This is a genomic window from Streptomyces sp. NPDC058880, from assembly GCF_042742535.1.
In the GTDB taxonomy this organism is placed as follows: domain Bacteria; phylum Actinomycetota; class Actinomycetes; order Streptomycetales; family Streptomycetaceae; genus Streptomyces.
In genome coordinates, this window is the sequence record NZ_JBHYMC010000004.1 from 166,369 (window position 1) to 178,480 (window position 12,112).

At 72.8% G+C, this 12,112-nt stretch carries 13 protein-coding genes and 1 riboswitch; of the genes, 4 read left to right on the forward strand and 9 right to left on the reverse strand.

The window, feature by feature from the left end; all coding sequences use genetic code 11:
- Nucleotides 1–31: 31 nt before the first annotated feature.
- Complete coding sequence (locus tag ACFW2G_RS04520) at nucleotides 32–826, reverse strand: class E sortase (protein WP_384580644.1); 795 nt, start codon at nucleotides 824–826, stop codon at nucleotides 32–34.
- 56 nt (nucleotides 827–882) lie between these two features.
- Here ACFW2G_RS04520 and ACFW2G_RS04525 point away from each other — a divergent pair, with 56 nt between their 5' ends.
- Nucleotides 883–1,878, forward strand: coding sequence for an SEC-C domain-containing protein (locus tag ACFW2G_RS04525; protein ID WP_037923386.1), 996 nt, complete (start codon nucleotides 883–885; stop codon nucleotides 1,876–1,878).
- A gap of 79 nt (nucleotides 1,879–1,957) precedes the next feature.
- Here the strand turns inward: ACFW2G_RS04525 and ACFW2G_RS04530 are convergent, their stop codons facing one another.
- Together ACFW2G_RS04530 and ACFW2G_RS04535 are read right to left on the reverse strand one after the other, a co-directional pair.
- On the reverse strand, nucleotides 1,958–2,254 hold the full coding sequence (locus ACFW2G_RS04530; RefSeq protein ID WP_384446230.1) for a hypothetical protein: 297 nt from the start codon (nucleotides 2,252–2,254) through the stop codon (nucleotides 1,958–1,960).
- A gap of 39 nt (nucleotides 2,255–2,293) precedes the next feature.
- Complete coding sequence (locus ACFW2G_RS04535; protein ID WP_384580642.1) at nucleotides 2,294–2,485, reverse strand: hypothetical protein; 192 nt, start codon at nucleotides 2,483–2,485, stop codon at nucleotides 2,294–2,296.
- A 186-nt stretch (nucleotides 2,486–2,671) separates the two neighbouring features.
- Here ACFW2G_RS04535 and ACFW2G_RS04540 point away from each other — a divergent pair, with 186 nt between their 5' ends.
- The gene (locus tag ACFW2G_RS04540; RefSeq protein ID WP_384446126.1) at nucleotides 2,672–3,208 is read left to right on the forward strand and encodes a GNAT family N-acetyltransferase; all 537 of its coding nucleotides are present in this window, start codon (nucleotides 2,672–2,674) and stop codon (nucleotides 3,206–3,208) included.
- 34 nt (nucleotides 3,209–3,242) lie between these two features.
- On the forward strand, nucleotides 3,243–3,545 hold the full coding sequence (locus ACFW2G_RS04545; RefSeq protein ID WP_384446128.1) for a hypothetical protein: 303 nt from the start codon (nucleotides 3,243–3,245) through the stop codon (nucleotides 3,543–3,545).
- Here the strand turns inward: ACFW2G_RS04545 and ACFW2G_RS04550 are convergent.
- From ACFW2G_RS04550 to ACFW2G_RS04570, 5 genes are all read right to left on the reverse strand, one after another.
- The gene (locus tag ACFW2G_RS04550; protein WP_384446130.1) at nucleotides 3,542–4,915 is read right to left on the reverse strand and encodes a DUF445 domain-containing protein; all 1,374 of its coding nucleotides are present in this window, start codon (nucleotides 4,913–4,915) and stop codon (nucleotides 3,542–3,544) included. The two genes, ACFW2G_RS04545 and ACFW2G_RS04550, sit on opposite strands and share 4 nt — an antisense overlap.
- A gap of 541 nt (nucleotides 4,916–5,456) precedes the next feature.
- Complete coding sequence (locus ACFW2G_RS04555) at nucleotides 5,457–6,125, reverse strand: DUF1707 domain-containing protein (protein ID WP_384446132.1); 669 nt, start codon at nucleotides 6,123–6,125, stop codon at nucleotides 5,457–5,459.
- Nucleotides 6,126–6,234: 109 nt separating this feature from the next.
- The gene (locus ACFW2G_RS04560) at nucleotides 6,235–7,215 is read right to left on the reverse strand and encodes an ATP-binding cassette domain-containing protein (protein WP_384580639.1); all 981 of its coding nucleotides are present in this window, start codon (nucleotides 7,213–7,215) and stop codon (nucleotides 6,235–6,237) included.
- A 3-nt stretch (nucleotides 7,216–7,218) separates the two neighbouring features.
- Nucleotides 7,219–8,121, reverse strand: a complete 903-nt coding sequence (locus ACFW2G_RS04565; protein WP_384580637.1) for an ABC transporter permease — start codon at nucleotides 8,119–8,121, stop codon at nucleotides 7,219–7,221.
- Nucleotides 8,114–8,917, reverse strand: coding sequence for an ABC transporter permease (locus ACFW2G_RS04570; protein WP_384446232.1), 804 nt, complete (start codon nucleotides 8,915–8,917; stop codon nucleotides 8,114–8,116). The genes ACFW2G_RS04565 and ACFW2G_RS04570 overlap by 8 nt, the downstream gene beginning before the upstream one ends.
- Before the next feature lie 206 nt (nucleotides 8,918–9,123).
- Between ACFW2G_RS04570 and ACFW2G_RS04575 the strand changes: the two genes are divergently transcribed.
- Nucleotides 9,124–11,595 carry a transglycosylase domain-containing protein gene (locus ACFW2G_RS04575; RefSeq protein WP_384446136.1) on the forward strand — a complete coding sequence of 824 codons (2,472 nt, stop codon included), beginning with the start codon at nucleotides 9,124–9,126 and terminating at the stop codon, nucleotides 11,593–11,595.
- A 46-nt stretch (nucleotides 11,596–11,641) separates the two neighbouring features.
- Here ACFW2G_RS04575 and ACFW2G_RS04580 read toward each other — a convergent pair whose 3' ends face one another.
- The gene (locus ACFW2G_RS04580) at nucleotides 11,642–11,962 is read right to left on the reverse strand and encodes a multidrug efflux SMR transporter (protein WP_030158619.1); all 321 of its coding nucleotides are present in this window, start codon (nucleotides 11,960–11,962) and stop codon (nucleotides 11,642–11,644) included.
- A gap of 31 nt (nucleotides 11,963–11,993) precedes the next feature.
- Nucleotides 11,994–12,057, reverse strand: a riboswitch (guanidine-III (ykkC-III) riboswitch).
- Nucleotides 12,058–12,112 lie beyond the last annotated feature (55 nt).

Below are 12,112 nucleotides of genomic sequence, written 5' to 3' on the forward strand. Positions count from 1 at the left end.
ACCGGGTCCACCGACAACGGCGGGGCCCGGGTCATGGTCTGAGGGTCCCCCAGACCACCAGCCGGTACTTCGAGCTGTACTCGGGCGTGCACGTGGTCAGGGTGATGTACGCGCCGGGCTCGTCGTACCCGTACTCCGGCTTCACCACGCTCCGCGGCACCGGCGCGATCACCCCGGTGTCCCGTGCGGTCGTCTCGCCCAGGACCTTTCCCACCACGTAGGTGTACCTGCGCCCCCGCACGTCGACGATCAGCTCGTCGCCCGGCCGCAGCCGGTTGACGTACCGGAACGGCTCGCCGTGGGTGTTGCGGTGTCCGGCCAGAGCGAAGTTCCCCCGCTCCCCGGGCCCGGCGGTCCCGGGGTACTGCCCCACGTACCCCCGGTCGAGGACGGCCCGCCGGTCGATTCCCTGCGCGACGGGCGCGACGAGGCCGAGGCGCGGGATGCGCAGGACGGCGTAGGCCCGCTCGCGCGCCCCCGACGGCTCGGCGGCGGACCCGGGCTCCGGCCGGGGAGCAGGAACGGCCGAGGGGCCGGAAGGGGAGGCGGGGGGAGAAGCAGCGGACGGCGAACCGGCGGACGAACCGGACGGCGAACCGGAAGGATGGGGATCGGCCCGCCAGTCCCGCTCCAGGACCCGGACCTGCTCCTGCGCCACAGCGACGGCCTGCCGGTTGGTCCACCACATCTGGTGCACCACCAGCAACAACACCACCACGCCCGCGGTGACGGTCAGCTCGGCGGTCGCCCACAGGATCCGCGCCGGGCCGACCCGGCGCGCCTGTCGACCCCGCCCCTGGACCACCACAGGTATGTGATCGTGCACGGGCGGCACCCTAAGTCCTCCCCCACCAACTGACCAGCGGCAGTACGGTGTGAACCATGCGCCCCGACACGCCTGCCGAGCACATCGCCGAAGCCGAGCGCCTCATCCGCACGGCGACCCGCTACCCCGAGGACCAGGAGCCCTTGCTCCTCCAGGCCGCGGCCCACCTCGAACTGGCCGACGAACGGGACCGGGCGAGCACCCTCTACGACCAGCTCCTGTCCTCCTCACCGTCCGACCCCCACCTGATCAAGGCCCTCCAGGCGGCGAACCTCTGGGAGTACGGCCACGAGCCCGAGGCCCGCGCCCTCATCTCGGGCATCCGCGCCGCCTCCCCCAAGGACCCGGCCCCGTGGGAGGTCATCGCGGAAGCCCTGGAGACGCACGACGAGTTGGAGGACGCGGAGAACTGCTTCACTCAGGCCGCGACGCTCCTGATCGCGGACTCCACCCCGCTCACCCCGGCCACGACCGCCCTCCTGACGGGCCGCCACCGCGTGCGCCGCCTCCTCGGGCGCCCGCACGACGACTGGGACATGGTCGCCGACACGCGCCACATCGGCCCCATCCCACTCGACGAGCTCCACGACCCCAAGCGCATCTGGGCCCTCGGCTCCGACGACCCCGCAGAGCTGCGCGCCGAGATCGCCCGCCTGCGCGCCGAACTGGGCGACCGCCGTGCGGCCCTGTCCCGCCCGTTCCCGGTGGCGATCCTCCACTGGCCGCAGCGCGAACTGTCCGAGTTGCTGACCAGCTACCCGACGCTCGGCGCGGAGTACGCCTCGCACGAGGCCCATCTGCGCGACATCGAGACCTCCCTGCGCGCCCTCGCCGCCTCGGGCACCACCAACCTGGGCATCGTCACGGCGAGCGTCCCCTCGTACGAGGCCTTCGCGGCCTCCGAGAAGACCTCCCCCGCGTCCCCCAGCCTCCTGGCCGAATACGCCACGACCCTCGCGGCCCGCGGCAAGGCCACCCCCTGGCCCCCCACCCCCACGGCCCCCTGCTGGTGCACCTCGGGCAAGCCGTACTCGGAGTGCCACGGGGAGTAGGGGGGCGGAATATCGCCTCTCTGGAGAACGATCCAGAAGGGGCGGTCCACCCAACGTTCGCGGTGAATTTTCGACCGCCCTAGCGGTCTGCCACCGCGTAGGTTGCGGCGGCCACGGCGGCTGCCGCCGTGCAGACCGCGGGCCAGGCACCGATCTTCTTCGCCAGGGGGTGCGAGCCCGCGAACGCCGCGACGTAGGCCGCGCCCAGCAGGGCCGTCGTCGTCGGCGACGTGCGGCGGTGCCACTCGCGCGCGGCGACGGTGCCGGCCGCTGCGAGAACCACACCGCCGAGCGGCCGCCTGCCGGTCCAGCGGGCTGCGGCGTACCCGCCGACGAGGCCGCCTGCGGCTACGACCGATGTGGGGAACTGCTCCATGGCGGGGACCTCCAGCCGTTCGAACGTCACCGGACGAGGCTAACGCGCCCGGCGGGCGAACCGGCGCGCGGCCGCCACCGCCAGCACGACGGCCGCCCCGCCCAGGACGCCGTCGGGCAGCGCGTCCTGGAGGGACCGCGGCAGTACGGCCACGACGCCCAGGAGCACGAAGAACGCCACCGCGCAGGCGGCGAGACCCATCAGGGCCCTGCTCAGGAGGTTGTTGCGCACGTCGGGCTCAACGCCGGGCCGAGCGGGCCGATACGGGTGGCCCACGACACCGTACGGAAGTCGGATTTGTCGCACACCCTCCGGATCTGTGGACCTCCCGTCCGGGGAGCACCCCAGGCGTAGATTCGGCCTTCGACAGGGGCGATACGGCCCAAGCCGCCCAAGCCGGCCCAAGGAGCTGCACACGTGATCTGCTATGGACCGGCCGTCCTCGACCTGGTGGACGAACTGGCCGACGTCTACGGCGAGGTCTTCTCGGCGCCGCCGTGGAACGAAAATGAAGAAACCATTCGCCAGTTCGCCGTACGGCTCCAGGCGGACAGCCGGCGCACCGGCTTCCGCACCGCCTTTGCACAGTCGCCCCTCGGCATCGACGGGTTCGCCACGGCCTGGCTGACCCCCCGCGCCTTCCCCACGGACCGCGCCTACGGGCAGGTCGCCGCGCAGCTCGGCCGACAGCGCGTACGCGAGCTCCTCATCGGCGCCCTGGAGATCGACGAACTCGCCGTACGCCCGCACGCGCGCGGCCACGGCACCGGGCGCGCCCTGCTGGCGGAGATCACCGCCGACGCCCCCGCCGAGCGGGCCTGGCTGCTGACCTCCCGGGTGGCCACCGACACCGTGGCCACCTACCACCGGCTCGGCTGGCACGAGGTGAAACCGCTGCCCGGCACGCGGAACGCGGTCGCCGTCTTCCTCGCCCCGAACCACCCCTCGGCCTGAGCGTCGACCGCCCGCGACCGGGCATACCGGGGCCATGAACACGCGTTTCGCCCGACGCCAGCTGAACACGACCACCCACCACCAGCTCCGGCAGGCCGGCGTCCCGGCCGCCACCATCAGCGGCCGCAGCCGCCGCGGAGGCCCCGGGCAGCGGCTCCTACCGGGTGTGTACCTGCCACAGACCGGCCCGTCCGATGCCCGGCAGCAGGCCGTGTCCGCCGTGCTGTACGCCGCCCCGCCCACCGCGGACCCGCTCGCCGGGACCGGCACCGCGCTGACCGGCGGTGCGACCCTCGCGCTCCTCGGCATCCGCGGCGCTCCGAGGTCGCCGCGCTAGGCACCGAAGGCGCGGGAGACCGTGTAGATCAGCAGGCCCGCCAGGGCGCCGACCACCGTGCCGTTGATGCGGATGAACTGCAGGTCGCGGCCGATGTGGGCCTCGATCTTGCGGGAGGTGTGCTCGGCGTCCCAGGCCGCCACCGTGTCGGTGATCAGCGAGGTGATCTCTGCCCGGTAGGTGGTGACCACGTAGACGACCGCACCCTCGATCCAGCCCTCCACCTTCGCCTGGAGGCGACCGTCGGTGGCCAGGCGCGCGCCCAGGGAGATCAGCGAGGCGCGGACCCTCAGACGCAGCTCGCTCTGCTCGTCCTCCGCCGCCGAGATGATCATCGAGCGGATCGCGGACCAGGCGGAGGCGATGACGTCCTGGACCTCGTCGCGGGCCAGGATCTCGGACTTGAGGCGTTCCACCTTGGCGCGCGTCGCCGTGTCCGACTGCAGGTCGGCCGCGAAGTCACGCAGGAAGCGGTCGACCGCCGCGCGCGCCGGATGCTCGGGCATGTCCCGCATCTCCGTGACGAAGCGGAGCAGCTCCTTGTAGACGCGCTCGCCGACCTTGCGGTCGACGAACCGGGGGGTCCAGCCGGGGGCTCCGCCCTGGACGGCGTCCGTGATCGAGTCTCCGTGGGTGACCAGCCAGTCGTGCGCCTTGGCGCAGACGAGGTCGACGGCGCGGCGGTGACCGCCGTCCGAGACGATCTTCTGCAGGGTCTTGCCGATGCCCGGCGCGATCTCGGCGGACTCGGCCCGCCGGGTGATGGCCTCGCCGACCACTGCCTGCACGTCGGAGTCCCGCAGGACGGTCAGTGCGCCGCGCAGGGCCGTGGCCAGTTCGGCCGTGACCCGGTCGGCGTGCGCGGGCTCGGCCAGCCAGGCACCGAGGCGGCCGCCGATGCCGAGGGCGTGGAGGCGGGCCCGGACCACGTCGGCGGAGAGGAAGTTCTCGCCGACGAACTCGCCCAGGGTGACGCCGAGCTGGTCCTTCTTGGTCGGGATGATCGCGGTGTGCGGGATGGGCAGGCCGAGCGGCCGCTTGAAGAGGGCGGTGACGGCGAACCAGTCCGCGAGCGCGCCGACCATGCCGGCTTCCGCAGCCGCGGCGACGTAGCCGGCCCAGCCACCGGCGCCCCAGGCGTGCTGGGCGTACGTGGCCAGTACGTACACCAGCGCGACCAGGAGCAGGAGGCCGGTCGCGGTGGCCTTCATCCGGCGGACGCCGCGGCGGCGCTCCTCGTCGGCGGCGTTGAACACGAATGCTCCGCGGGCGGGGGACGAGGGCGGCAGTGGTGGTGGCGGGGCGGTGCCGCCGGCCGTACCGGCGGCTGCGCCGCCGGCGCCGTCGCCGGTTGTGCTGCGGTTGTCCACGTGCTCCTGCCTTCCCCGGGGGCGTGCCGGTTTGTCTGCATAGCATCCGACTCCTGAGAGGGCGGCGGAGTTCCCGCCACGCCCTTCCGCTCCCGCGGGGGCAGCGGTCCGGACGGCCCGGGCCCGGCTCTCCGCCCCGCGGGGGTGACGGTCCCGGTCCGGACGCGCCGGGCCGCCCCCGCGGGGCCGACGGTCCCCGTCCGGACCGGACCGCCCGTCCGCTCCTGCGGGAGCGGGCCCGAGTGGGCCCGACCCGCCGTACCGCCCCCGCGGGGGAGACGGTCCCGGTCCGCCCGGCCTCTCGTGCCCGCCCCTGCGGGGGACGTGGCGGGAGCCGGGTGGAAGCAGCGGCCCGCACAGGATCCGGCGCGCGGTGGCGCCCCGCGCGGGGTGCCTCCTCGGCTCGCACGTACGGCCGGAACGGCCCGTACGGGGCGGTGCTCGCTCGCCCTGCGGGCGCGCCCCTCCCGCCCCCGCGGCGTGCCGCGCGGGCGGACGCTCCGGCCGAACCACCGACCGCGGGGACGGCCTCCCCGGAAGCTCAGAGCTCCTTGCGGAGGGACGGGCCGCCCAAGGGACGCTTGGGCTTCTTGATCTTGACTTCGACACCGCCCCAGAACGCGAAGCCCGTCACCACCACCCGCGGAGCGCCCGGCTGGGTCGGGCCCGGGCTGTCGCGCTGGTCGAAGGCGCCCATGAAGCCGAAGCCCCGGACGTCCACGTCCACCCCCGGCGGCACCGTGATCTCGATGCCGCCCATGACCGCGACGCAGTTGATCACCACCTCGCGCTGCGCGAAGTCCGCCTCGCGCAGGTCCAGTTCGCCGCCGCCCCAGAAGGCCACCGCATCGAAGCGGGGCGGGACCGTCCAGCGGCCCTTGCGCTGGAAGCCCGACATCACCGCGACCGCCAGCGCCGACGAGCCCGTACCGCCGATCCGGCCCGGCCAGGGCGCGCCGGCCGCCGGCGCCGATGCGGACGGGACCGGGGCCGGCGCGGCCTGCCCCGCGACCGCCGGCAGATCCGCCGTCAGCGGTTCCAGCTCCGCGTACGTACGGGACTTGTACGCCGCCTCCAGTCGCTCCTCGAACTCCTCCATGTCGAGCCGACCCTCGGCGACGGCGTCCCGAAGGCGCTCCACCACCCGGTCCCGGTCGGCATCCGACGCCCTCAACTCCGGCAACGGCTTCTCCGGCCGCTCGTCACTCATGTGCACCAGACTATGCACCGGCGCGCGGGAGTTGTATGGTCCGGGGCCCTGAGGCCGCCCCCGACTCTCCCCTGAACCATCCCTGACCCGCCCCCGACCTGCGCCCCGGTCAGCCCCGCCCGGCGTACATCTTCGCGATCACGTCCTCGATGTCCGGCTCCCGCACCGACAGGTCCACCATCGGGTACCGGGCCGCCACCGCCGACACCAGCGGCGCGGCCGACGTGCCCGCCGGGAACGCCAGCCACTGCCGGGGGCCCTCCACCTTCACCACCCGCGCCCCCGGCACACTGATCGGCGCCAGCTCCCGCTCCAGGTCCACCACCAGCATCCGCTCGCTCTCCTCCGCCGAACCCGCCGAGCCCGCCGCGTGCAGGCCGTCGAGGGCCCCGTCGTACATCAGCCGCCCGTGGTCGATCACCATCACCCGCTCGCAGAGCTGCTCGATGTCCTGCAGGTCGTGCGTGGTCAGCAGCACGGTGGTGCCGCGCTCCGCGTTCAACTGCCGCAGGAAGCCCCGCACCTTGGCCTTGCTCACCACGTCGAGCCCGATCGTCGGCTCGTCCAGGTACAGCACGTCCGGATCGTGCAGCAGCGCCGCGGCGATGTCCCCGCGCATGCGCTGCCCGAGCGACAGCTGGCGTACCGGGACGTCCAGCAGCTCCGCCAGGTCGAGGCGGTCCACGCACCGGTCCAGGTTCTCCTCGAACCGCGCCCTCGGCACCCGGTACATCCGCCGCATCAGCCGGTACGAGTCCTTCAGCGGCAGGTCCCACCACAGCGTGGTGCGCTGCCCGAACACCACCCCGATCCGCTGTGCGAGTCGGACCCGCTCCCGCGCCGGGTCGATGCCCGCGACCCGCAGCCGTCCGCCGCTCGGCGTGAGGATCCCGGTCAGCATCTTGATCGTGGTGGACTTCCCGGCCCCGTTGGGCCCGATGTAGCCGACCATCTCGCCCCGCGCGACCGCGAAACTGATGCCGTCCACCGCCCTGACCCGGCGTTTCTCCCGGCGCAGCAGGCCCACCCGGCGCCGTACGTCGAAGACCTTCTCGACCCCGTCCAGCGAGATCAGCGCATCGTCACCCACGGCTCAGCTCCCCGTGCTCCGGTACGAACGAACTCCCGCGCGCCAGGCCAGCGACGCGGGCACGAACACCGCCACGGCCACCAGCGGGCTCAGGAACGCAGCCCACCCCGGCAGCCCCAGCGGATCGGGCCGCCCCAGCACGTACAGCGCGGGCAGCCAGTTGACGAAGGCCAGCGGGACGACGAAGGTCACCCCGCGCAGCAGCTCCGTCGCGAAGACCGTCGGCGGGTACTGCAGCATCGTGCAGCCTCCGTAGGTGAAGGAGTTCTGGACCTCCGCCGCGTCCCCGGCGATGAACTGGAAGGCGGCTCCGGCCACCATCACCGCAGCGAAGATCGCCGCGCCCGCCAGCAGCATCACCGGCATCAGCAGCACCTTCCCGACCGTCCAGTCCACGTCCAGCGACGACAGCGCCCAGCCCAGCACCCCCAGCCCCTGCGCGATCCGACCCAGTCGGCGCAGCGCGAAACGATCGGCCGCGACCTGCGCGAGCAGCGGGACGGGCCGCACCAGCATGGTGTCGAGCGAACCGTCGCGAATCCGGGCGCCGATCCGGTCGGTGCTGCCCAGCAGCAGGTCGGCGAGCCCCAGGGACGCCGAGCAGGACCCGTACAGCAGGGCGATCTCGGGCAGGGTGAAGCCGCCGAGGACGTCCACGTGCGAGAACATGATGGAGATCGCCGCGAAGTCCAGCATCGTGATCGCCGCATTGCCCAGCGTCGACAGGACGAAGGACATCCGGTACGTCATGGTCGCCCGCATCCACATGGCGACGATCAGGCCGTAGCCGCGCAGCCCCTCCCGGACCCGGCCGCGCACCCGGGGCGCCACCAGGTCCGCATGCTCCCGCTCCCGTACCGCCCCCGCAGCCCCGGCAGGCCCCGCAGCACCCGTGACCTCAGCCACCCTGGACCACCACCTTCCGCGTCGCCGCCGCCTGCAACAGCCGCCCGGCGCCCAGCAGTACGAGGACCCAGAAGATCTGGAAGCCCAGCGCGCCGGCCGCGTACCCGGCCCCCGAGTTCACCCCCAGCAGCACGTCCATCGGGACCTGGAGCATCGCCGACCAGGGCAGCATGCGCACGAACGCACCGAAGGCCCCGGGCAGGACGGTCAGCGGCAGCAGCATCCCCGAGCAGAAGATCGAGACGACGGTCATCATCAGGTTGATCCCGGAACCGTCCAGCAGCCAGAACGCCAGCAGCCCCATCAGGTAGCGCACCGCGAAGCTCACCACCAGCCCGAGCCCGACGGAGGCCAGGAACAGCAGCCAGCGCCACGGATCCGGGGGCAGCGCCAGCCGGAAGGCCAGCGCCCCCGCCGCGAGCGGCACCAGCCCGCGCCCCAGCAGTTGGAAGGCGGCACGGCCCAGGTCGGCCGCGAGCCACCACATCTGGAGGTCCGCGGGCCGGTAGAGGTCGACGGCGATGTCGCCCGTGCGGACCCGCTCCTGGAGCTCCTCTTGAAAGCCGCCGCCGATCAGGGCTCCCGCGGCCAGCAGCGATTGGCTCACCCAGACGAAGGCCAGGGCCTGCGCCTGGTCGTAGCCGCCCAGCCCCGGGCGCTGGTCCCACAGGGCGATGTACGTGAACGCGACGATGAACCCGAACACGGTGTTGGTGAACACGCCCGCGGCGGTCGCCGTCCCGTAGGTGGCGTAGCGGCGGAAACCGCCGGCCGCGACCGCCGCGTAGAGGCGCACTCTCTGGCGCACCGTATCCCCTCCGTTTTCCGCGTCGTTCCTACGTCGGCCAGGTCGGCCAGGTCGGCCAAAGCGCGTGAGCTTAGTGCGGAGGGGCGAGCCACGCGACCGATTTACCCCCGTCCGGGGCGGTGGTCACCGGCCATCGGGTAGACACCATGAGGTACAGAAGTGGATATTTCGTACAGCGTCGAGGAGTCCTGGAGATGAGCGACCAGTCACCACCCGCGGGCTGGACCCCTCGAGACCCGGACACCCCGCCCGGCGCCCTCGACCCGCGGGCCCGGCAGTCGGCCCGCGGGCGGACGCGGCCCGGGACGCGGCCTCCCGGGCCGGGCGGCGGACCGGGCGGGAAAGCCCGCCGCGGGCGGACCGGATGGCGCCGCCTGCTGCCCACCTGGCGCATGGTCCTCGGCGCGGTACTGCTCCTCGCCCTCCTGATCGGCGGCGGACTCGTGGCCGGTTACCTACTGGTCGACATCCCTCCGGCCAATGCCGCCGCGACCGCGCAGTCGAACGTCTACCTCTACTCCGACGGCTCCCAGCTTGCCCGCGACGGCGAGGTCAACCGGGTCAACGTGGCCCTCTCGCAGATCCCGCGAACCGTCCAGGAGGCCGTACTGGCCGCGGAGGACCGGGACTTCTACTCCGAGCGGGCCGTGGACCCCAAGGCGATGGTCCGGGCCGCCTGGAACACGGCCACCGGCAAGGGCACCCAGTCCGGGTCGACGATCACCCAGCAGTACGTCAAGAACTACTACTTGGGCCAGGAGCAGACGATCAAACGCAAGGCCAAGGAGTTCTTCATCGCGATCAAACTCGGTCGCGAGAAGTCCAAGGCCTACATCCTCGAGGGCTACCTGAACACCAGCTACTTCGGCCGCAACGCCTACGGCATCCAGGCCGCCTCCCAGGCGTACTACGGCAAGGAGGTCGGCCGCCTCACCACCGCCGAAGGCGCCTACCTCGCGACCCTGCTCAACTCCCCCAGCGCCTTCGACGTCGTCTCCCACCCGCAGAGCCGTGCCCGCGCCCTCGCCCGCTGGAACTACGTCCTCGACGGCATGGTCACCAAGGGCTGGCTCAGCAGTGCCGAACGCGCGACCACGCAGTTCCCCGAGCCCGGCAAGGTCCGGGCCGCCGCCGGACTGTCCGGCCAGCGCGGCTATCTCGTCGAAGCGGTCAAGGAGTTCATCCTCGACCGCGAGATCCTCGACGACAAGACCCTCGCCGAGGGCGGCTACCGGATCACCACCACGATCGACCGGCGCCTCCAAGCCGACTTCGTCGAGGCCGTGGAGGACCGGATGCTCGGCAAGCTCGATCCCGAGGCGCACCCGGCGGACCGGGTGGTGCGGGCCGGCGGGGTCTCCATCGACCCGGCCACCGGCAAGGTCGTCGCCCTGTACGGCGGGCTCGACTACACCAGGCAGTACGTGAACAACGCGACCCGGCACGACTACCAGGTCGCCTCCACCTTCAAGCCGTTCGTCTTCGCGGCCGCCGTGGAGAACGACTCCCGCACCCAGGACGGCCGCAGGATCACCCCCCACACCGTCTACAACGGCGACAACAAGCGCCCCGTCGTCGGCGGCCGGATCCGCTTCGCGCCGGAGAACGAGGGCCAGATCTCCTACGGCAACATCACGGTCAGCACCGCCACCGACCTCTCGGTGAACGCCGTGTACGCCCAGATGGCCGTCGACGTCGGCACCGCCAGGGTCAAGAAGACGGCCATCGACCTCGGCATCCCCGAGGACACGCCGAACTTCGTGGTCGGCCCGGCCATGGCACTGGGCACCCTCCAGGCCAGCGTCCTCGACATGACCCAGGCGTACGCGACCCTCGCCGACCACGGCCGGCGCACCCCCTACACCTTCCTGGAGGAGATCGCCAAGGGCGACGACACGGTCCCCCTGCCGGAGCGCACCCCCGTTCAGGCCATCAGCCGCGAAGCCGCCGACACCACCACGTCCATGCTGGTCAGCGTCGTGGACAACGGCACCGGTACGGCAGCCCTCGCTGCCGGACACCCGGCCGCGGGCAAGACCGGCACGGCCGAGCTGGACCGCTCGGCCTGGTTCGCGGCCTACACCCCGAACCTGGTCACCGTGGTCGCGATGATGGGCCAGGACCCGGACACCGGCAGTCTGGAGTCGCTCTACGGGGCCCTCGGCGAGCCCCGCATCGGCGGTGGCGGCTACCCGGCCCGCATCTGGGCCGCGTACACCAAGAGCGCGCTGGAGGGCACCGACCCCGTCGACTTCGAACTCGACCTCCAGCCGGGCGCCGCGCAGCCCCCGCCGCCCTCCTGGCAGCCGGAGTCCCCGCGGGAGACGCCCGGCGAGGACACCCCGTCCCCGTCCCAGCAGCCCACCCCGCCGTCCGGCGGCCAGGACAACGGCGGCCAGGGCGACGGGGGCCGCACCCAGGGCGGCCGGGACAACGGCGGCCAGGACGGCGGCGGCGGCCGCGACAACGGCGGCCAGGCCCAGGGGGGCCGGGACACCGGAGGCCGCACCCAGGGCGGCCAGGACGGCGGCGGCACCGGCCGGGACGACGAGGGCGCCACCACCTCCGGCCCCCGGGGCGGAACGGGCACCGGCGCAAGCGGGGGCGGCTGGGACGGCGGCGGGACGATCGGAGGCCCCCGCCCGCCGTCCGCGTTCCTGGAGTGACCGAGGAGTGACCGCAGGACCGGGGAGTGACCGGGGCGGCCGGGGGTCAGTGGCCCGAGGTCGCCTTCAGCCCCACCACGGCGACCAGCAGCAGACAGATGAAGAAGATCCGGGCGGCGGTGACGGGCTCACCCAGCACCGCCATACCGAGCACGGCCGCACCGGCGGCCCCGATGCCCACCCACACCCCGTACGCCGTGCCGATGGGCAGGGTCTTCGCGGCGTACGACAGCAGCACCATGCTGGCCACGATGCCGGCGCCCGTGAACACGCTGGGCCACAGCCGGGTGAAGCCCTCGGTGAACTTCATGCCGATCGACCAGCCGACTTCGAGCAGACCGGCGACAAGAAGAAGAACCCAGGCCATGACGGCACCTCCGAGACGTCGAGCGGTACGGGGTGCGTCGTCTTTTCCTACCCGGTACGGCGCGTCTCGTCGGGATGGCTCCACCGTAGCAAAGAACAAGCAAAAGACCTGGTGACACCGGTCACCAGGTCACTCGCGACTACCACGACC